Genomic DNA, 20,943 nt, shown 5'->3' with positions numbered 1-20,943 from the left:
GACACACATTCCCCCGGAAATGCACCGTAGCTGATAGTGGGTCAGTTTGAATCTAGTGGATCAGTTTCCGACAAGCCCGTTTATCGAAGATATGCAGTTTTGCCAAACGATTGATCAGCCAATTCATGAGTTGCCGTCCTTTCTCTTGAGGTGGCCCAGCCACCTATTTTGGTTTAACGATTTTGTTTTCTTTAGTCGCAACGACCCTAGCTAGTCTGGCAAAGGGTCGCGTGGTCGATTTGACGAGGTGCCTCTATGCTGCTCTCGCAAGCCACAGTCAGGAATCTGATTTGGATCGAGAAATTCTGCAATAGTGTCGAGCAACCGATAGACCGGCATCCCCTTGTCAATGCATCGTGCAAACAGCACGCGATCTTCAGACGAAAGCATCTCCACGCAGCCCGTCAGTAGCACGACCGGAAACCTCGCGCCCAATGCTCGCATGCGTAGCAATAACTCCCTGCCATTTAGCTCCGGCATATCAAAATCCAGGATCGCGAGATCGAACATGGAGAGATCGGAGCGTAGAGCTGCAAGCGGACGATCATATAGAACGACTGAGTAACCGTGTTCTCTCAGAATCTCTGCGCGTATCGACGTGCTTACGATGTCGTCGTCGACGCAAAGAATGCGACCGGTCTTCGACCGATCTGGCCAGGACTCGGTTGGGCCTCCGACTTCTACGGTCATTACGGTAATTCCATCGGACAGCGTTTCTGTGGTAAGCGCTTCGACGAGGGGCATAATTCCCTCCTTCATAAGACTGGAGCGTATGAGACCGAGCGGTCGCATGTTTTTTGGTTCGGGCTCATTTTCCCTGGTAGACCGGCTTTCGGCCTTCCGGCCTTCTAGAAAGTCCTGCGTGTGGAAAAGGTCTCCAAATTGCGCGTCGAGTTTTGACAATGCCTCTTCCTCAGTCTGATATTCCTGAATTACCCATGTCGTGTGTTCTCCTGCTTCTTGTCGTTCTTCCGCTGAACGATAAGTTCTCATTCCGCGAGATCTCTGTAGCCAGCCCGTCATTCATTCCATTGCCGCACTGGCATAACCAGGAATAGCTCCGTGCGATTCGGCAAATGCGTCACGTAGGGCATTCCGTTCGTTGCGTCACGATTGAATCCTTGAAACTCGTCTGGGTTGGGACCCACAATCATAAGGTGTGGGCCAACGTGAAAATCATGGCCGGAGCCACCTTTCGCCCATTTCCAGAGGCCGAGATACATGTACGAGATGCCTACCCGATCAATGTGCGGCGTGCGGCCGGCAAGGCTGTCCTGCGTCCAGCGCAGGAATATCGGGTCGTAGCACCCTGGCTCTGTCTTGAATGCGGAGTCGATCGCATCGTGCGGATACCCAGGGATAGCCGGGAGACAGGTCCATTCGTTCGATCCTTTGCGAAGTAGCCGGTATTCACCTCCGGGCGCCGAGGGCCAATCGAGCACGGTCGCGTCCCTGGTAATGAATGCGGGACCGGCGCGCAACGCGTCCGCGATCTTCTCGGCGTCAGTCACAGGCAATCGATCTGACGACTGAGCGGAGGCAGTGATTGCCTTCAAAAGAACAGCTATAAGTACCTTCGTCCAAACGTTAGTGCGGGTCATGTGTCTCTCCTGTTTTGAGGCCCACGCTCTTGTCCGGAACATGTAGACGGCGCGGGTAAAGATGTTGCTTTTCTATTAGACGCCCAGGCGTGAGATCTGCTTCATGCAATGTTAGAATGTCACTCATGCGTGACGTGCATTTACGTAACCTGGATCTGAACCTCATACATCCCCTCTATGCGCTTTTGGAGGAGTGTCACGTCACCCGTGCGGCGAAACGAAGTTTCTTGAGTCAGTCAGCGATGAGCAGGGCGTTGGAGCGGTTACGCGATATGTTCGGAGACCCTCTCCTTGTTCGCAACGGTCGCAGGTACGAGCGGACGGTGCGGGGAGACCGTGTGCTGCGAGACTTGGAGTCGCTCATGCCCCGGCTTGAGGATATGGTGCGGGGAGAACAATTCGATCCAAGCCGAAGCCGGGAAATATTTCGCTTGGCCATGAGCGACCATGCCTCGATGATTGTGCTGCCGTCGCTCTTGGCGAGCGTGAGGAAGGCAGCGACTCACATCAAGTTGGAAGTGTCTGCGGCTGGGGCTGAGACTTATGAGGATGTCGCGGCCGGAAGAATTAATACGTTTCTTTGTGCAGAAGAAGCGCCGCCTTCTTTGGAGTCCGAAATGCTTTTTACCCTAGATTTTGTTTGTCTCGTTGGCGCGGCTCTGCCGGTTCGTGCCCGTCGTCTTACGCTGAAACGATATCTGGAATTTCAGCACGTCCTGGTCGAGATAAGGGAGGGGCAACAGGCTTTAGTGGATCGCGCTCTGTCGCAGGTTGGCGCAAAACGGCACGTCGCGTTCACTCTGCCATTCTTTGTGCCTGCGATTTTTGCCATCGCACAGACTGACTTGATTCTCACCGTGCCGCGCAAATTGGCAAAAATCATTGCGGGAATGGCTGGTGTGCGCGTCGTGGAAGCGCCTCCTGAGATCAAGTCCTTTCCGTATTTCATGGCATGGCATCCGAGACTCACCAATGAACCCGCTCACAAATGGTTTCGTGAACAACTGAGATTGGCTGTTCGCACTTTCTGAGCAATTCGAAGCTGACATTCGTCGAGTTAGGACTAAAGGGATTTGAGTGAATGGACGTGAGAATCGATACCCTAGCCGGCGATTCCGGGCGGATAACGGGCAAGCCGGAAGTAATCCAAAATTGGCAATATCAGGTCAAAGCACTCATTGAGGTCAGAAGGCCGGCGACGACTCGGATTAGTACTCATAAACGCGCTAGTGTTCACTAACTTACAGTGGGGGACTTGCCACTTGTCCGTGTAGTTGGCTAATCGGAAACTGACCCACTACCCTTTGCTATTTCGCTGTGGCATTCTGCTCCGCCAGCCGCTTGAACGCCTGATACACAAACGACCCCAGGTACCACCCATCCAGATACTTGTATGGAGTCTCGCCTGTCGTGTAGTGCCCGCATGGCAGCACCTTCGAGACATAGTCCACGCCGCAGCGATCGAAGTTCTTCAGCACATCCAGCGAGAACTTGCGGACGAACGTCAGGTCGTACGTCGCATGCACTACCAGCACGCGCCGCGGATTCGTCGCAAATCGCTCCATATATGACATCGGGCTGATGCTGGTGAAGATCTCCCGCATCTGCTCCTGCGTCATCCCCGCCTGCTCAAAGGCCTCGCGGATATGCCGCGTGCTCTGTCCCGTCCAGATCACGTCGCCAAACCAAGTCGAGGCGTGGTTGAACGCACAGACCTTGATCCGCGGATCGAACGCCGCCGCTATAAACGCATAGCAACTGCCGAGGCTCGTCCCCAGCACGCCAAACTGCTCATAGCCCTGCTCGGCAAGCCAGTCCAGGCAGCAGCGTATGTCGATCGCTGCCTGCCGGCACGCCTCGATCGTCCTTCCCACATTCGAGCTCACCGCGTAGTCCGAGCGCTCCAACTCCTGCGGTCTGCGAATGTCGTGGTAGGGCTTCGAGAGCCGCAGCGCCGAGATTCCGAACCGGTTGAAGAGCGTGCACAGCGCGTTGTGGCTGAAGGCGTCCGCATTCCACTGCGGCAGAATCACAATCGCCTGCTTCGGCTTGCCCTTCTGTTTTTCCGCTGGCGCGGGATACCACCGCGCATTCACCACATCATTCTCGGGATAGCGTGTCGTGACCGGCGAGGTGAAGCGCAGAAACTCAGCCTTCTCAAGCTCCCCGTTCTTCGCCAACCGCTTCAGCTCTGCGTCCTGCTTCAGAGTCTCGGGCCGCACATTGGTCGGAAACAGCTCGGGATGCCGCGTCTCCAGACGAAAATCCTGCGGCGTCTCGTAGGCGAAGAACTCCTCCGCGTTCTGAACAATCTTCTGATTGAGCGCGACCATGCGCTCGAACTCGGCGCGATCGAAGGCCGTCACCTTGGCCGGGCTATTTGCCGAACCATTGGCCGAACCATTGGCAGAGGAAGCAGCGCCGTCCGGCGGAGCCGAGCCGTCGAGCCAGTCAAAACCCCACTCCAGCGGCCTGACGATACGATTGGTGTCGCGAGTGGTAAGCGCAGTCTCCCAGGAGTACATCCACTTCGCGTAAAGCTTTCCGAGCATCTGTTCAAGTCTACCAAGCCAGACAGTTGCAGGTTGTCAGGGATTGCTGACAATCAGAGTCAAAGTTGGGAAGGCGAGGCTCCCTGTCTCGTCGACGCCTTCAATCGCTGCATGAAGAAAGCGCTGCTCGCCAATGAGGTGAACAACGCAAACATTAGATAGGGTGGAAGGCTTTGCAAAAACGTGTGAGCATACGGCTTTGTAAAGTAGTTGAGACCGAGGCTGACGAAGATCACAATTACAACTGGCTCAAGATACATGCGCCACGGCGTGGCAAGCAGCTTATCGACGCTCATCAGGCAGACGTACGGAACAATAAAGAGAATCGTCGCGCCAAGGGTTACGACGCCAGTTGAGACGATCCAGATGAGCGCTATGGAAGCGAAGGAAGCGAGGTCAGCGAGCGGTACATGAGGCTTAGCTCTTAACAGACCGATCGTCTGTGATACGAGCAGCAGAAGCCACACGCACGCCCAGCCCTTAGCCGCCGATGTTAGGGCCGTCTTCGCTCGCCAGAACGCACCCATCACTTGCTCCTGTTCAGAGTCTATAAAAGCCCTCACTGACTTTCGACTTTATCTCCTTGAATAGATGTTGCTGAACACATAAATAATGCAAACTGATTCCCACAAGCTGACAACTGGAACCCTACACCTAACAACCTTGTCACTAAACCTCCGCCACCACCATGCAAACCCGACCCACCACATAGTCCGCCGGCGACTCCCCCTCCCTGAGCCCGATCAACTGCACCGGAAACTCCCGCAGAAACGGCCGGAGGATCAGATGCCGCTCGTCGAAGTCCACATACCGCAGCATCAGCATCGACCCTGACCGGACCGCGTAGATATTCGGCTGGCTCGCCCGGTAAGGCGCCAGTGAGTTGTAGTGGCGATCGATCACCGCCAGCGCCCCCACTGCCAGCACCGGAGCCATCGCCGCCGCCTGCTGCGCATCCACCCTCACCGCCACAAACCTCTCCCACTGCGTCCGCCGCGGAGCCGGCTTCGCTCTGTTCTCCCTAAGCCGCGCCCCTATCACCGGAACCGTCTCGATCACTACTGCACCTGCAATCCGCGCATCGTCCATCGCCGTCGAGGCTGAGACCACCGGAACCGCCTCAACCGGCTCCGCCTCCCGCTGCGACGCCCCAGCCTCCAGTACGATCGGCAGAATCTGCTCGATCGTCAGGTTCTGCGACGTCAGCACGCGGTCCAGCCCCTCCAGCGAGAGGGCGCGTTTGCGGTTCAGAAAGTTCGAGATGTGCGCCTGCTGAAATCCCGCCTGGCTGGCCAGGCGGCTGCCGGTCAGGAGACCGCGCTCGATGCGTCGCTGCAGTTCGAGGCGAAGCAGTTCATGCAAGTCTTGGAAATTCATAGGTCCGGGTTCTCCGTGGTATCCCATATCATTTAATGATACGAAGATTAGGCGAAAATTTAGCTTTGTGCAATAACTTTATCATCCTAAGATGCTGTATATCGACAGTTTAGGTTGAAACTGTACCTGAGGAAAATAAGGGTATTGACACGTTGTTTGTCAAAAGCTATAACCTTGAAACTTCCTCTCGTGTCCCGAAAGCGAACAGGCGCCGAAGAGAACGCCTCACTCGCCCGCCGGGTCATGGAGGGGGTAAAAGCTGAACTTTTCCCAAGGTACGACAACCACAGACCGCCAACCGACAAATGGGCCGATCGCATGGGCAACAGAGCCGTAGAGTCTCCCCCCCAAAGCAGTTCGGCCCCACAACAACCTGAGTAAGCCCATTCGACCGCTGAAAACCGTGAGGCTTGCCGGGGAGACCTACGCCTTTGAAAGGGAATGGAATGAAGTATCTGCGCTTGGACTTGAAGGTATGTGAAGGGTGCGGGGCGCTGTGGCTCCGCAGGGACGCGGCAGACGGGCTCTACTGCCAGGGCTGTGCACGACGGCTGGCCGAGTTTCCAAAGCCACGCAAGAAGCACGCGGGAGGCCGCAGACCGCGACCAGCCCATGTTTCGCGCTGCAGTGGAGGTGCACAGTGAGCGCGGCCCTGGCGATTCTCCCCGTAATCTGGGCCACCTTCGACGAGCAGCAGCACCCGGCGGCCCCCGCTGCGGCCGAGGTCGAATCCGGCCTCGCCTTCTACCGCAAGTACACAGAGGCGCTCCTGCGCCGGTACGTGAAGCTGGCCATGGAGGCCGGAAGGGCGCCCTCGCTGCTGGGCCGCGAACTCTTCCGAGGCAACGTCACCCACTACCGCGTGCAGTGGTTCGACGACGTGGTCATCTTCGTCCACGACGTCGAGCGGTGCCTCGCCACGCTCGATCAGGAGCAGCAGACTCTCATCGACCGCATCGCCCTGCAGGAGTACACGCACGGCGAGGCCGCCGAGCTGATGCGCCTGCCCATCCGAACCCTCATCCGCCGGTACGAGCGCACGCTCGACAACCTCACCCAGATGTTTCTCGAACGCAAACTCCTCGAACCTCTGAAAAGCTGTCAATAGGGGCAAGTGGTGGAAAATCCTGCAACTCATTGAAACAATTGCGAATATATTTGCCTGGAAAGTGGCAGAGTAGTTTCGGTCACTTTGTTATTCTGGATAGGTAATCAAGAAGTGAGACGGGAGAGCGCCTTCGGGCCGCTCTCCCGTTTGCTTTTAAGGCAAGTTGCCTGTTGCAGGTTGTTGGTTGCAGGTTGCCGGCTACTGACAACTGGCAACCTGCAACTGACAACTGAGAAGGAGGTGGCATGACAGAAACGCAACGGCTGCATCGGCGGCCAACCAGCGGGCTGGGGCGTCCGGCGGGGATGGAGTTGCGCGCCATGGCGGTGGAGTTTCCGGTGGTGCACGGGCATCCCAACCGGCTGCCGTTCGAAGGCGTGCTGACGCTGGTGGATGTCGCCAGCGACAAGGCTCCGAGCGGCGCGCGCGGCCACAGGGTCATCCTGACCCGCGAGGCAGCCGAAACGGCGCTGCCCAGCCTGCTCGGAATGGCGGTGGACTACAAGGCAGGGTGGGACGGCCACGACGCCCGCCAGAAGTGCGGCATCATCACCGCCGCCGAGATCGAAGGCAACCGGCTCACCGTCGCAGGCTACCTCTACGCCCGGGACTACCCCGAGATGGAGGCCCAGATCCAGTCCGACGGAGCGATGGGGATGAGCTACGAGCTGGCTGACGCTCACGTGGAGGACCTGCGGTCCTCCATCTGGACGCTCACTCGCGCGACATTCACCGGAGCGGCAATCCTGCTGCGCGAGAAGGCCGCATACCGCAGCACGAGCTTCCGGCTGAGCCAGTCACTCAGAGAGAAGCACGGAGTGAAGCGCTCATTGCTTCCTCATCCAAACTCCGGTTCCTGAATCGGGATCTCCTAGCACCCAGTACAGATCATAGGGTTTCGAGCGACCAGCGATTTCCAGAAAGGAGTACGAGCCGGATTCGCATGATGCCGGTGCATTGTCGGAAGTAACCATTAGATCAAGATGCTGATTTTCATCCGGACCAGTCCATCTTCCCGAGCCGGAAAGAGTGCATGTGCTCGTAATGGAATCGTTCGGCAAAGCTCTCACACGCATCGTACCGTCGCTCTTCAGTTCGAGGACAGCATCGGGACCAGTCTTCGCGCGATCCCAATGGCGCTCTGATTCGACATACCTGCCTATGAGGTCCTCTCGCAGTGGGGTATGACGTGGGCGATTCCAGATTGCTGGCGGACCAATAATTGCTCGGGCAAGGTTGTTCGCTGCGAAAAACAAAATGAGCAGCATAGGTGCACCAACGACCAGAACAGGCACAAGGAGAATCAGCCACCATTTCGAGATTGGCCTGCCGAACACTTGCATGATCGGAGTCTAGCTTCACTTGATCCCGGTAACAATACACAACTCAGAAAACACACCAAAGGAGAAGGAATGAGTTTCATAAGCGTTCTTGAAACGGTTGGAAAGGGCTTCGAAAAGGGCCTGAAGTGGGCGATGACGTACGCGATCCCGGTAGAGCGGCTGGTTGGGCTTCTCTTTCCGGCCACCGCGCCGGTCGCCGCCGAGGTCACCGATGCAACGTCGCTGATCCAGAGCGCCGTGCTGCTCGTCGAGCAGAAGTACGCAGCCTCCGGCGTCCAGAGCGGTACCGGCGCGCAGAAGCTCACCGAGGTGCTTGTCCTCACCGAGCAGACCGTCACCGCGCTGCTCGCCAAGGCCGGCCTGCAGGTGGATTCGAACTACGTCTCGAGCCTGGTCTCGGCCGTAGTCGCAATCCTGAACGTCCAGAAGGCCCCGGCAACAAGCGAAGCGAAGGCTTAACAACACAGCGACAGGAGTGAAGATGGAGACGAACAACGAACTCGCAACTACAGTAGAACGCCTCGCCGCCGCAGCGAGCCTTCTCGAACAGGCAGTCGAGAGGCTGGCCGAGCGCCAGCGCGACACCGAAGCCTCGATCGGCCGCATCTCGGCGACGGTCGAAGCAGAGGTCGAGGAGCGGCTGGCCGCAGCCGAAGCCCGGCTTGCCGCAGCGGATGCAAAGATCGCCGAGCTGCAGGCCTCCGCGGCACAAACTGTTCCTGCAACCGTTACAAATGGCCGCAAGACCCTGCCCGTGGGCATGGCGACGCTGCTGGCCAAGCAGGGAGTGACAGTGGATTCGCTCGAGGCAGGGGCTCTCGACGCGGCGCTGACCAGCCTGAGCCTGGAGCAGAGGATCGCCGTGAAGATGCAACTGGTGCGCGCCGGAATGCTGTCGTAAGCTGCGCCGGAAGCATGGGTGAGTCGACAGGTGGGACAAATGGGGGCATGGGCGTGGCCGAGGCCGCGCCCTTCTTTTTGAAAGGGAGAATGATGAACGCGAAGTTTACTGATATTCACGCGACAGCGGACTACATCGGACCTGGCGCAATTGAAATTCCGTTGTATCAGACGGAGATCACGGACCTGGTGCAGCGCCGTGGCGTCTTTGGGAGAAGGATCAAGCAGGTCCCGGCAACGGGTCATCCCTCGCGCTTCTTTGAGGAGACGGCGATTCCCTCGCCTGCGGCCTCCTCGGGCTTTGTCGATCCGCGCAACATCATCGCGCCGATCGTCAGCCCCACGCGTATCGAGCGCAGCGTGCCGCTGAAGGCGCTGGTCGCACAGATCAACTACAACCTCTTCGACATCGAGCTGGGCCAGCAGCAGAGCCAGTTCGCCTACCTGCAGGCCAAGGACCTCGCCGACACCGTCGAGGGCGTCCTGCGCACGCACGACGTCGCGCTCTGGAACGGCACCGACACCAGCCTCAGCTCGCCGACCACCGCGCAGTACTTCGGCGCCGCCGGGCAGATCGCTGCGGGCGGCAATACCGCCACCATCGGCACCAGCCAGAGCATCGTCGACGGTTTCAAGTCTACCGTCGCCCAGATGGTCTCGAACTCCTCGTTCGGCGTGCGCCCCACGGCGATCTACGCCAACCCGGTGCTGCTCGACCTGATCGACCGCGAGATGAAGAGCGAGTTCAACGTGGTCCTGAACACCATGGACATCGGCGCAGGCTTCACCGTGAAGACGCTCTCCACCCAGGCGGGCGAGCTTCCGCTCATCCCCGAGTGGACGCTGGGCTACACCGGAACTCCCGGCTCCGGTTCCTCCGTGCTTCCGGCCTACATCGTCACCGAGGACCTCATCGAGTACCACTGGCTCGGCGACGCAAACCCACGGGTCTTCCAGCTCGGAGTTCCCGGGTCGCTCGCCTCGCAGTATGTGGTGGTCAAGTTCGGCGGCGTCGTGGTGAAGGGCGCCAACTACGCCCACTACCAGGTGCTCGTCGATCGCTAACGCATAACGTGTCATCCCGACCGGAGCGGAGGGATCTGCTGTTTTGAGCGTAGAGGCATTTGCAGGGACCGGCGAAGTCTATGCCGGTCCCTGTTTTCTTTTTGAGAGGAGCTATATGGCTTACCTACTTCCCGCCGAATACCAAACATACGGGCTGGATGCAGAGACGACAGACGACTGGGTGACGATGGCCTCGTCGCTCATCGAGGCGCACTGCAGGCGGCCCAGCCTGCTGGTGACGCAGTATGTGGAGCGGATGCGCTTCTCCGCAGGCGCGCAGACCGTGCGACTGAGCTATCGCCCGCTCGCTGCGGCCGCCGGAGCGGCATCGCCACTGGTAGGCGTGCGCGTGCGCTACGGAAAGCCAAGGCGCGGCGAGATACCTGATCCATTCCGCGAGCAGATCGCGTGGGCGTTCAGCGTTCCGGGAAGCTGGAACACACTGGACACCTCGCACATCGACGTCAACATGGCCACCGCAGAGCTGACCTTCCCGCAGAACTACCTGGGGCTCGGCTACAACGAGGCCGAGATCACCTACACCTCCGGGCTTGCGACGATTCCTGCCGCAGTAAAGATCGCCTGCGCGCAGATTGTGAAGAACGCACAGGCGACGCCTGCGCTGAACGTGAAGGCCAGCCGCGTGGACACCGTGCAGATGCAGTACTTCAGCGGCGCTCTGATCGACCCGCAGGTGCAGGCACTGCTCAGGCCCTACGTGGCGGAGAGGCTGGGGTAACGCAATGACAGATCTGTCGAGAACGGGGTGCGCAGCCCAAAGGGCCGCAGATGTACTGTTTCGCGCGGCGCACGGACGCGCTGTAATGTTGCGAACCCCCGCTCCTGCAACCGCAGGCAGCCTAGCCGAACAGCTTGGGTTGGCGACTCCCGAGTTTCAGGACGTCGAGCTGGCTCCAGTGGTCTTTCGCAGGGCACGCGCGAAGATCACCGCGGGCAAGCCAACGCAGCGGGAGATGCTCGTGTCGGCTACAGCAGTGGAAGCGCTAGTGGGAAGCCTTGGATTCGCCTCGGCGAGTGCGATGTTCGCCGCAGCATTCGGCGTGCTCGTCGATGAGGCGCTGCTGGTGATCGCATCGCTCAGTGAGATTGAGGCAGGCGGAGCGGTCTGCGGCTACAGGCTTGTGCTGCGCGAAGCTGTGAAGCTGGAGGTCTAGCAACCCCGCGATCGGTGTACCGGGTCGGCCTATTTGCTACAGAAAGGTTACGTATCTATGCAGAACGCCAAAGACACGTTTTTCATAACGCTACAGAGCAGGCTTGCTGCGTTGAATCCCGCGCGCACCATCGTCGTGCGCGGCGTGACGCGGCCCGGTGTGCTGGTGGACGAGAACGAGCTGGTGACCGCGACCAAGCCGCCTGACGTCTTCAGGCTGCTGTGGACAGGGACAATCGTTGACACGAAGGCTGGGTTGCCGCTCGTCGCGATGCAGTGCGAGATCCGTTACACCACCGACGGCAACGCAGGCAACGGCGGCATGGACCGCGGCCGTCTACTCGCTCGTATGGATGCGGAGTTGGCAACAGCTGTCGGAGCAGCTCCGCAGAACGCCGCGAAGATGAGCTACGCCGCGACAACTCAGGGCGGAGCCGCAACGGCGATGGCGACCAATATCTTCTGGGGCGATGCGGTGTTTGGCAAGGTCGTGGTCGAGGGAGAGCGGCTGGAACGTACGGCAACGGTAGAGGTCTTCAGCTATCAGGAAGCGGGTGAGCTATGAGCACGACTGCAGTGGTAGCGGTGGCTCCGATCACGCGGCGCGTGAGGGCCTACTTCGCGCCGGTGAATCGCGCGACGCAAGCTCCCTCGATCTTTGACGCAGCGCAGACAGGCACCTTTGTGCTCGACACACCGCCTGCTCCGTGGATCGACCTGGGATGGTGCACGAAGTTTGCACGCAGAAACGGCGTCGGGACGAAGAGTGGAGTCGTCGCGCTGAGAACCGGAGCACCGGCGATGACGACATGCCAGGTGCGGAGCGAGGTCGAAGCGACCGTACAGCTTGAGTTTGAGAGCTGGGGCAAGCTGCAGATGGCGCTGGCCTCCGGCTCGCAGCAGATGAATCTGCTCTACCCCGCGGCTGGCGCGACGGCGAACGGCAGCGGAGGGACAGCAGCCGCGGCGGTTCCCCTTTCTGCCGGCTCGACGGCGACCTCGCTAAACGTGGGAACGGCAGCGGCGGGATTCTCCGTTGGCGATTTGGTCTCGGTGGATATGGACTACACGGGGCAGACGGGCTTCGTAGGCAGTGGAGTGAGCGCGGCGTATGTGACGGCATCAGCGAATGTCGCAAGCGACGTGAACTACATCCGGCGCGTCTCGCTGAACGTTGGGCGCGTCGTGGCAATTACGAATGGCGCGCTGACGCTGGCTGCGCCGCTTCCTGCAGGGACACCGTCGACAGGGATGCAGGTGAGCCGGCTGCTGGGCTTTGTCGATCGCGAGGGAGGAACGTTCTTCCAGGAGTGGTCAGGGCTCTTCGTGATGGACGGCGAGCAGGGCGACCGGATGATCTTCCACTATCCGCGCCTGCAGACGATGCAGGGCGCGGCGGAGATCGCCGAACCTCTCGCGGCGCCGCTCGAGCGCGTGCGGCTGAGCGGAGCATTTCGCGCGCTGCCCGTGAAGGATGCGAACGACGGAGAGATGGTGTTGTGCTTCCGGAGCTACCTGCCGGCAGCGATGCGAACGGTTTAGTGAGGACGAGGAGAGAACGATGAGTTGGAAGCGAAGAGGATGGACGACGCTGGTCGGAATGCTGCTGGCGGTTCACGGTTTGCTCATGTGGCTGACAGTCATGGCCGGCGCACAGATTGTGACCACCCAGGTTACAGATACGATCTACCGCGCAGACGGCACGCCCGCCACAGGAACCGTGCTGGTGAGCTGGCCCGCGTTTACCAATGCCGTAGGCGAGTCTGTGCCCAGCGGCAGCACGTCGGTGACGATCGCGGCCGGAGGCTCGCTGAGCGTCGCGCTGGCTCCGAATGCAGGTTCGACGCCGATGGGAAGCTACTATACAGCGGTGTACCACCTGGACGACGGGACGACGAGCCGCGAGTTCTGGGTTGTCCCCGCAAGCCAGGCGCCGGTGCACCTGAGCGCCATCAAAAGCTCCGTGCTGCCGACCTCCGTGGCAATGCAGACCGTGAGTAAGAGCTACGTGGATACGGCGATCGCCGCTGCCGTCGCAGGCCGCCCCCTAGACCAGAGCAATCCCTACGTTCTGAAAGCCGGCGACACGATGACAGGACCTCTCGTGCTGCCCGGTGATCCAACGGCTCCGCTGCAGGCTGCCGGGAAGCAGTATGTCGATACGAGCATCGCAGGGCTCACTGCAGGACTCGCGCAGAAGGTCTCGACTACGCCTCAGTCGACCCAGACCGTCGCTCAGCCGGCCGGGTCAAGCCTGCAGGTGAACAACCTGAACGGTGTGGAGTACGCAAGCCAGTATCAGAATGGCCGCAACAACAACGGCATCGCCAATGCCACGCAGAGCACCGACTGCGCCAGCGGCTGCGAGGTGAAGGCCGAGCAGAGCTACAGCGGGAACGAAGGCTACAATCCCACTGACTGGAAGAGCCAGACCCACGTCGAGGACGCGCGCCAGGGGCAACGCAGGGACAGCTATCTGAATCCCGAAAGCGTCGTCGCGCCGGGCGTCGAGGCAGGCCAGGTGATCGACGTGACCTCGACCCGCAGCGGCGCGGTAGTGCATCAGCTTACGGGGACTGAGGACCCAGCATCGATTGGTCTGCAGATTAACCATCACGTTCCGGGCGGCGGATCGAACCAGTTTCCGCAGAGCATCGACAACGGCAACCCGCCATACTTCAAGAGCGGATACAGCGCGTTGATGGTGAACGGCACCTACAACTCTCAGGGACAGCACGTGCTGGCTCCCATGGAGACGGACTGCTTCGGCGTGGGCGACTGCCTCATTGGATCGCAGTTCCTCTTCGCCTCGGGCGGCTTTCGCGATAACGCCGATGAGGGGACGCACCCCTTCGATCTGCAAGTCCGCGAGGACTCACGTGTCTTTGCGGGCAACTGCACGACGGGATGCACGACGGGCTCCACTGCTGTGACCGTGACGCCGAGCCAAAACCCAGGGACCCAGGGGGACGGGCGATACCTCATCGACACCAACTCGGCCAAGGTTCTCACTGCGGGCCAGTTGACGGGGACGGGCGCGTCAGGCCCGAATGCGTCGGCAGCGTTCAGCGGAACGACGTTTCCCGTGAGCACCTTCTTCACGATCGCTCAGGCGATCCCATCGCAGGCCAACGACGTCGCTCCCGGCACGGTGACGGTTGCGATTGCCACCACGGGCGTGCCCTCCGGCTTCGCTACGAACACTGCGGCGGCCCCTGCCGGCAGCGGTGTGGCCTGCATCGCCGACCCAACTGTGGCCGCGAACGGAGTCGAAGGCTTTGAGACCGCCAGCTACACCGTTGTGGATGGAACTCATCTGCAGCTGGTCCTCAACAAGGCGCACGCCACGCAGGCAACGGTGGCCATCGGCGGCCTGTGCGGTTATGGCCTCGAGCAGACGGTGGATACGGCCAACGGAATCCGGCAGGTCTTTCCCGTCATCGGCTCCTACTCGGCGACAGGCCTGTACTACGCGGGCGGCGCAACAGCGGTAATCGGAAAATCGAACACCACCTCTGCCTTCCAGAACCTCTCGCTGCCCATTGCCTCTCTCGGACGCAGCGGCAACACCGTGACCGTCACGGCGGCAGGCTTTCTGCCATTGGACGTCAGCGGGCTGAACCTGACGGTCTCCGGCGTTGCGGACGCAAGCTACAACGGAAGCTTCGTGGTGACGACGACGGGGTCCAACACCCTTACCTACGCGCAAAGCGGGCCTAACAGCACCAGCACCGGCGGAACCCTCTCGCTGCTGACCGGCGGGTATGCGCTCTATCCGATGGCCGAGGTCCTCAGCGTGATGAACCCGGCGAACAAGCGCGTGGATGGATCGATGACCCTCGCGCCGAACACTGTAGCCTGGGCCGCAAACGATTCCGTCGAGGAGCCGCACTACTACCAGCAGAAGGTCGCTCCCGATCTGGAGTTCATCGGGCAGACGATCCCACGGCCGCTGTCGTTCCAGCGGGCTGGCCTGCAGTACGAGGGTAACAACGGCCCGGGACTGCAAGGGTGGACGATCACCAACGCCACGCCGGCAAGCAGCTACTTCGGCAACGGAGGGACCCATGGCCCTCCCGACATGGCTTATGAGGCCAGCGGCATCTGGAAGCGCACCATGGTCGCGCAGGCGGGCGAGCAGAGCGTCTTCACCATTCACTGCAACTCGCACGGCTGCGGCAAGTGGAACTCCGGCTACAACCTCTTCGAGCTGGACTCGAGCGTGGCCACCGATGTCATCGGATTTCAGCCGTTGACCAGCACGCTGACGATGTCCCTGCGCGGGACCGGCTACACCTTCGCGCCGCAGGGCTTCACCGCCGGAGTCATCAACGCAACCACGGTGAACGCGACGACGCTGAATGGCGCGGTAGGCGCGGCGCAGCTTCCCGTCTTCCAGGCCTCTGGCAGCGGGCACGCGCAGGGAGTTGTTCCTGACCCCGGCGCCACCGCCGGCACGGCACGGTATCTTCGCGAGGATGGCACATGGGCCGTCCCGCCGGGATCCGGCTCGCAGTTAGCCATGCCGGCAATGCTGCAGGCGATGCCCGAGCGGGCGCACCTGCTGGGTGAGTACCTGCTCAACGAAGGCACAGGCACTGTTGCCGACGACACCAGCGGAAACAACAACAACGGAACGATCTCTGGTGCGACGTGGGAGGGTTCCGCTGACCTCAGCTTCACGCCGGGCCAGTACATTCAGCTGCCCGTCGCTCTCAACCAGACGAACACCTGGCAGTTTGCGATCTACTCGCCGCCGTTTGGCAACAGCGGCTCAGCCTCGCAGATTCCCACCGATGACTCGACGTCCTTCGGGCAGAACCCGTCGCTGCTCTGCGGAAACGACACAGCGCATACCTGCCTGATCGCCAGCAGCTTCTTCGGGCCCGTCTCGCACCGGTTCATGGCGTTCAACACAGACTCGACCGAGGCGAGCGAGCCGCTTCCGGCAGGCTGGCACATCGTGACCCTCGTCAACGGCCAGGGCGGCCAGAAGGACCACTGGTACTACGATGGCGCCGAGGTGAATGGTTACGCCGCGCAGAGCAGCGGGGCCTTCACGCATCCTTCGTCGGGCAACTACCAGATCGGCGGATCGAGCCAGTACACAGGTAGCTGGTTCACCGGCAAAATTGCGGCAGTGTGGGCGTGGAGCACATCGCTGTCCTCGACCGAGGTGCAGACCGCGGCGCAGAACGCCGTGAGCTACGTCCAGAGCAAGGGCGCCGCGCCCGCATACCGGCCGATCATCCACGATGCCCCGCTGGTGATCGGCGGCATCGACTCGCGCACGGCGGGACTCGGAGTCTCTGCGCCGTGGATCTCGAACCTGTCGCTCGCCGACCCGACCTACACGACGCTGGACCTCGGCTTTTCCGGAACGACGGTCTTCGACCATCTCGCGATGTTCGATCTGATGTACGCGCCGAGGATCAACGGACGGTCAGGCCCGACGATTGACGTGTTCTGGGGCGGCGTGAACGACTTCTCCACGACGATGACGGCGCGCCAGGTCGCAAACTCGCTCAAAGGGATGGTGCAGAAGGCAAAGGCAGCCGGCGCGCGAGTCATCGTTGCGACGGAGATCAGCTCTCACTCCACCGGCAACGGCGACACCATGAAGAACGCGCTCAACACCATCGTCCGGAGCGAGGCGCTCACGCTTTGGGGGGCAGACAACGTCGCCGACCTGGCAACGGTGCCTCAGCTCGGAGCCGATGGCGCTTCGAACAACGCCACCTACTTCAGCTCGCAGCTGCATCCGACGGACGCGGGCGAGGTCTTCGTGACTAGTGTGATGAGCGATGCCGTCAACGAGCTTATCGGCTCAACCGAGACCAGCCGGCACGCGACGGCGGCCTCGTCCTACCAGGAGCTCGCAGGCGACCGCTTCCTCGATCTGACGGGAACGTCAGCACAGAGCGTGAGCCTGCCGGACTGCATCGGCTACTCGCTGCCGCGGCAGATCGTGAACCTGGGCACGGCTGCGGGCACGGTTGCGGCAATCAACTCCGAGACGCTGACCGGCAGCAGCACGCTGGCCATCGGGTCGAGGGCGATCTTCGTGCCGGTACCCGGCGCGTTGAGCACAGGCGGCTGCCACTGGGAGCGAACACAGTAGAGCACGGAAGAGGCGGGCTGGAATAAGGCTCGCCTCTTTCCGTTTGTGCTGGGATCGTCATCAGGAAATGCACTGAGGTATGTCGAGCCTCAAAGGACAGCAAACGATGGAGATGGAGACGATGCAGGACACAGAGACTGGGTGGGATGTCGCGCGACTGGTGGAGTTGGGAAAACAGATCGAGGCCGAGCCGGAGAGGATCATCGAGCTCGCCGAGGAGTATCTACGCGTGCGCGACCGCGAAGGCGGGCTGCGGCCCCTCAAGGCCAACGCCGCGCAGCGGGCCTTCGAACAGGAGCGGGGGCAGCACAACATCGTGCTGAAGGCCCGGCAGATGGGAATCACGACGTGGGTGGCCGCAAGGTTCTTTCTGAAGACGATCACCACACCCGGCGTCCTGAGCGTGCAGGTGGCGCAGACTCGCGAGGCTGCCGAGGGAATCTTCCGCATGGTGCAGCGCTTCTGGGAGTGCCTGCCCGAGGAGATGCGCAAGGGGCCGCTGCGCCGGAGCCGCGCCAACGTCGGGCAGATGTGCTTCCCCGGACTCGACAGCGAGTTCCGCATCCTGAGCGCAGGCGACGAGGGTGCGGGTCGCGGCCTGACGATTCAGTACCTCCACTGCAGCGAGCTCAGCCGGTGGCCGGGCGACGCGCAGGAGACGCTGGCCGGGCTGCGTGCGGCGCTCGCTCCGCACGGCGAGCTGGTGATGGAGTCGACTCCGAACGGCGCGTGCGGGTGCTTTTATGAAGAATGGGGAAGGGCGGCCACGAACGGAACGGTGCGCCACTTCTTCCCCTGGTGGAAGGAAAGTGCATATGTATCCGATGCGGTCACAAATTTTACGGCAGCGGAGAGCGCCCTGATGGAGGCCCACGGCCTGACCGCGCAGCAGATCGGCTTCCGGCGCGGGCTTGAGGCGAACTTTCGCAGGCTGCGCGCGCAGGAGTTCGCCGAAGACGCGGAGAGCTGTTTCAAGGCGTCTGGCGAATGCTGCTTCGAGGTTGCTGCCGTGGAGCGGCGGCTGGCCACGGCTCCGGAGCCAACGGGCGAGCCCCGCCGCAACGGAGCGCTGCTGACATGGTTTCCTCCTCTGCCCGGCAGGGAGTACATCGTGGCCGTGGATACGGCAGGTGGCGGCTCCGACGGCGACTACGCAGCGATCCAGGTGATCGATCGGGAGAGCGGGCTGCAGTGCGCGGAGCTGCAGGAACGGCTCAGCCTCCTGGAGCTGTCGCGCGTCGCGGCAGATCTCGCGCGCGAATACAAAGACGCGGTGATCGCCGTGGAGCGCAACAACCACGGCTCGGGCGTGCTGGCGTATCTCAGCAGCTCGGAGCACTATGCGAACGTCTACGAGTCAAACGGAGTCACCGGCTGGCTGACGACGGCAGCGAACAAGCCCGGCATGGTGAGCCTCATGGGCGCGCTGCTGGTCGAGTCGCCGGAGATCTTCTGCAGTCGCCGGCTGCTCACCGAGTGCCGGACGTTCATCACGATGCCCGGAGGCCGCATGGGAGCCGCGAACGGAGCGCACGACGACTGCCTGATGGCAATGGCCATAGCCCAGGCTGTCCGAGCAGAGACGCTGTGCCGCAAGCGCTAGTGGCAGGTACCGTTGTTAGTTGCCAGTTGTTAGTTGTTAGTGGCGAAAAGCAACGACTAGCAACCTGCAACTAACAACCTGCAACTTTCCTCTGTATTCTGTTGGCTGTGGAGGGCTCTTGGCGGTACTGGCAGTGCAGGCGATTCGTCGGATGCGGGGTGGCGCGCAGAGCCAGCTGATGCTGGGGGCCGACGGCAGGCTTTGGGTGGTGAAGTTTCAGAACAACCCTCAGCACCTGCGCGTGCTGGCCAACGAGTTCATCGCAACACGGCTGGCCGCCGCCGCCGGGCTGACGGTTCCGGCCTGCGATGTCATCGAGGTGAGCGAGTGGCTCATCGCCAACACACCGGGCATGATCGTAGAGCAGGGACGCGGCGTGACGCAGCGTTACACCGCGGGACTGCAGTTTGGCTCGCAGTTTGTCGGCGGGCTGATGCCCGGCCAGGTCGTCGATTATCTGCCCGAGCAGCAGCTCGACGAGGTGCGCAACCTGCGCGAGTTCGCGGGGATGCTGTGCATCGACAAGTGGACGGGCAACTGCAACGGCCGCCAGGCTGTCTTCGAGCGCAGGCCGCGCGAGCGCAAGTACCGAGCGACGTTCATCGACCAGGGCTTCTGCTTCAACGCAGGCGAGTGGACCTTTCCTGACGCGCCGCTGCGTGGCGTCTACCAGCGCAACCGCGTCTACGCCGGCGTGAAGGGGTGGGAGAGCTTTGAGCCGTGGCTGAGTCGCATAGAGTCGATGCCGCCCGAGACGCTTTGGCAGATCGCCGAGAACGTTCCGCCAGAGTGGTACGGCGGCGACACTTCGCTGATCGAACGGCTGATGGAACAGATGCTGATGCGGCGCTCACGCGTGCGGGAGCTGGTTGGTGCGTTTCGGGACTCGAACCGGCGTCCGTTCCCGATGTGGGACACCGGAGCGAGGGTGATCGTGCCACGGCAGTTCGCCGATGTGGGCGAAGTCGGAAAGTTTGTAATGTAGAGGACAAGTAGTTCGTTGCTGGTTGTTAGTTGCTGGCTGAATGGTGTTTGAATTGCTACGTGTTTGAAGTGGTTGTCGGCTGTTGGTTGTTCGTTGCCTTTCGGAGGTTGATTGCCAGAGCGTATCCAATGCGAGTTCTTCCTCATCCGCTATGTTCCGGATGTGGTGAAGGGCGAGTTCACCAACATCGGTGTGCTGCTGCGCGAGGCCGGTCCTTCGTCCGGCCGCGACGAGAGCGCGGTGGTGCGTTTCACCCGCGACTGGAGCCGCGTGCGCTGCATGGACGCCGACGCGGACATCGGGCTGCTCGAGGCTCTCGAGGGCGAAATTGCCGAGCGGTTGAGGCACAGCGCGACCGATGGAAAGCCGGTGATGCAGGTACTCGAAGACACGCTCTCGAACTCGCTCCAGATCACCGAGGCCCGCGCCGCGCTGGCCGAGAGCATCCCAGCCGAGCTTGAGCAACTGATGAAGATGTACGTCGAGCCCCTGAAGGTGAAGGCGGAGCGGCGGCGCACGGGCCGCGCTGCAATCACCGCTGCAATGCGCAATGAGTTCGAGCGTGCCGGAGTGTGGGGGCTGATGCGCAAGCGTATCGCGGCGTCGCTCTACACGCGGCCAGGAGATCCGATGAAGATCGACTGCGGGTACAGGGCTGAACTTCAAAGAGCAACCGCGGGTGGAATTATCCGGATGTTCCAGGCGGTCTCGCTCGAGGGCGACGTCGAATCCGCAAAGGGTCTGGCCTTCTCGGCTCCACAACTTCGCGAGGGAGTGCAGCGAGTCGAAGACGCGCGGCTTGAGCTGACGGCGGTCGTCGAGCCGCTGCGCAGCGTCTCCAGCGCAGAGGACGAGGCGATGGAGCGATACCGCTTCGGCGTCGAGGCTATGGAGCAGCAGGAGATTCGCGTGGTGACCGTGAGCGATCTCGCCAGAGTTGCAGAGACGGCCAGGGTGGAGCTGAGAGTCTGAGGGGCAAGCTGGATTAGCTTTCCGTTCGTAACGGTGTCTTGTTAAGGGCACGGCTTCAGCCGTGCCGCAATGTGCTGTCTTGAATGCGGCTTTAGCCGCTGAGGTCAAGGCGCAGCCTACGGGCTGCGCTTTTTATTGCGCG

The 20,943-nt window shown here is 61.3% G+C and carries 19 protein-coding genes and 1 pseudogene; 15 read left to right on the top strand and 5 right to left on the bottom strand.

Going from position 1 to position 20,943, the window contains the following annotated elements:
* Nucleotides 1–210: 210 nt before the first annotated feature.
* Complete coding sequence (locus tag OHL16_RS09875) at nt 211–993, bottom strand: response regulator (protein WP_263366949.1); 783 nt, start codon at nt 991–993, stop codon at nt 211–213.
* Between the two features lie 26 nt (nt 994–1,019).
* The gene (locus tag OHL16_RS09870) at nt 1,020–1,601 is read right to left on the bottom strand and encodes a hypothetical protein (protein WP_263366948.1); all 582 of its coding nucleotides are present in this window, start codon (nt 1,599–1,601) and stop codon (nt 1,020–1,022) included.
* Nucleotides 1,602–1,717: 116 nt separating this feature from the next.
* Between OHL16_RS09870 and OHL16_RS20290 the strand changes: the two are divergent.
* Nucleotides 1,718–1,921, top strand: a pseudogene (locus OHL16_RS20290) (LysR family transcriptional regulator); the annotation flags it as partial.
* Between the two features lie 42 nt (nt 1,922–1,963).
* Nucleotides 1,964–2,632 carry a LysR substrate-binding domain-containing protein gene (locus OHL16_RS09865; RefSeq protein WP_263366947.1) on the top strand — a complete coding sequence of 223 codons (669 nt, stop codon included), beginning with the start codon at nt 1,964–1,966 and terminating at the stop codon, nt 2,630–2,632.
* Nucleotides 2,633–2,908: 276 nt separating this feature from the next.
* On the opposite strand, the gene OHL16_RS09860 is transcribed toward OHL16_RS09865, so the two are convergent.
* The 3 genes from OHL16_RS09860 to OHL16_RS09850 form a co-directional block, all read right to left on the bottom strand.
* Nucleotides 2,909–4,153 (bottom strand): alpha/beta hydrolase family protein, encoded by a 1,245-nt coding sequence (locus OHL16_RS09860; RefSeq protein ID WP_263366946.1) that lies wholly within the window; start codon nt 4,151–4,153, stop codon nt 2,909–2,911.
* Nucleotides 4,154–4,212: 59 nt separating this feature from the next.
* Complete coding sequence (locus OHL16_RS09855; RefSeq protein ID WP_263366945.1) at nt 4,213–4,680, bottom strand: hypothetical protein; 468 nt, start codon at nt 4,678–4,680, stop codon at nt 4,213–4,215.
* A 142-nt stretch (nt 4,681–4,822) separates the two neighbouring features.
* The gene (locus OHL16_RS09850; protein WP_263366944.1) at nt 4,823–5,530 is read right to left on the bottom strand and encodes a helix-turn-helix domain-containing protein; all 708 of its coding nucleotides are present in this window, start codon (nt 5,528–5,530) and stop codon (nt 4,823–4,825) included.
* Between the two features lie 640 nt (nt 5,531–6,170).
* Here OHL16_RS09850 and OHL16_RS09845 point away from each other — a divergent pair.
* From OHL16_RS09845 to OHL16_RS09785, 13 genes are all read left to right on the top strand, one after another.
* Nucleotides 6,171–6,638 (top strand): hypothetical protein, encoded by a 468-nt coding sequence (locus OHL16_RS09845; protein WP_263366943.1) that lies wholly within the window; start codon nt 6,171–6,173, stop codon nt 6,636–6,638.
* Between the two features lie 245 nt (nt 6,639–6,883).
* The gene (locus tag OHL16_RS09840; protein WP_263366942.1) at nt 6,884–7,498 is read left to right on the top strand and encodes a hypothetical protein; all 615 of its coding nucleotides are present in this window, start codon (nt 6,884–6,886) and stop codon (nt 7,496–7,498) included.
* Between the two features lie 552 nt (nt 7,499–8,050).
* Nucleotides 8,051–8,440: a hypothetical protein gene (locus tag OHL16_RS09835; RefSeq protein ID WP_263366941.1), complete on the top strand. Its 390-nt coding sequence runs from the start codon at nt 8,051–8,053 to the stop codon at nt 8,438–8,440.
* Between the two features lie 22 nt (nt 8,441–8,462).
* On the top strand, nt 8,463–8,882 hold the full coding sequence (locus OHL16_RS09830; protein WP_263366940.1) for a hypothetical protein: 420 nt from the start codon (nt 8,463–8,465) through the stop codon (nt 8,880–8,882).
* A 14-nt stretch (nt 8,883–8,896) separates the two neighbouring features.
* Nucleotides 8,897–9,946 (top strand): hypothetical protein, encoded by a 1,050-nt coding sequence (locus tag OHL16_RS09825; RefSeq protein ID WP_263366939.1) that lies wholly within the window; start codon nt 8,897–8,899, stop codon nt 9,944–9,946.
* Nucleotides 9,947–10,061: 115 nt separating this feature from the next.
* A complete protein-coding gene (locus OHL16_RS09820) occupies nt 10,062–10,685 on the top strand; it encodes a hypothetical protein (RefSeq protein ID WP_263366938.1) in 624 nt (207 codons plus the stop codon).
* A gap of 85 nt (nt 10,686–10,770) precedes the next feature.
* Nucleotides 10,771–11,121 (top strand): hypothetical protein, encoded by a 351-nt coding sequence (locus tag OHL16_RS09815; RefSeq protein ID WP_263366937.1) that lies wholly within the window; start codon nt 10,771–10,773, stop codon nt 11,119–11,121.
* 57 nt (nt 11,122–11,178) lie between these two features.
* On the top strand, nt 11,179–11,685 hold the full coding sequence (locus OHL16_RS09810; protein WP_263366936.1) for a hypothetical protein: 507 nt from the start codon (nt 11,179–11,181) through the stop codon (nt 11,683–11,685).
* Nucleotides 11,682–12,662, top strand: coding sequence for a hypothetical protein (locus OHL16_RS09805; protein ID WP_263366935.1), 981 nt, complete (start codon nt 11,682–11,684; stop codon nt 12,660–12,662). The genes OHL16_RS09810 and OHL16_RS09805 overlap by 4 nt, the downstream gene beginning before the upstream one ends.
* A 19-nt stretch (nt 12,663–12,681) precedes the next feature.
* Nucleotides 12,682–17,241: a GDSL-type esterase/lipase family protein gene (locus OHL16_RS09800; RefSeq protein WP_263366934.1), complete on the top strand. Its 4,560-nt coding sequence runs from the start codon at nt 12,682–12,684 to the stop codon at nt 17,239–17,241.
* Nucleotides 17,242–17,320: 79 nt separating this feature from the next.
* The gene (locus OHL16_RS09795) at nt 17,321–18,844 is read left to right on the top strand and encodes a phage terminase large subunit family protein (RefSeq protein WP_263366933.1); all 1,524 of its coding nucleotides are present in this window, start codon (nt 17,321–17,323) and stop codon (nt 18,842–18,844) included.
* A gap of 118 nt (nt 18,845–18,962) precedes the next feature.
* The gene (locus OHL16_RS09790; protein WP_263366932.1) at nt 18,963–19,829 is read left to right on the top strand and encodes a HipA domain-containing protein; all 867 of its coding nucleotides are present in this window, start codon (nt 18,963–18,965) and stop codon (nt 19,827–19,829) included.
* A 111-nt stretch (nt 19,830–19,940) separates the two neighbouring features.
* Nucleotides 19,941–20,801: a DUF3037 domain-containing protein gene (locus OHL16_RS09785; protein ID WP_263366931.1), complete on the top strand. Its 861-nt coding sequence runs from the start codon at nt 19,941–19,943 to the stop codon at nt 20,799–20,801.
* Nucleotides 20,802–20,943 lie beyond the last annotated feature (142 nt).

It is taken from the genome of Edaphobacter bradus, from assembly GCF_025685645.1.
Classification (GTDB): domain Bacteria; phylum Acidobacteriota; class Terriglobia; order Terriglobales; family Acidobacteriaceae; genus Edaphobacter; species Edaphobacter bradus.
This window is presented reverse-complemented; position numbering and strand designations above follow the sequence as displayed.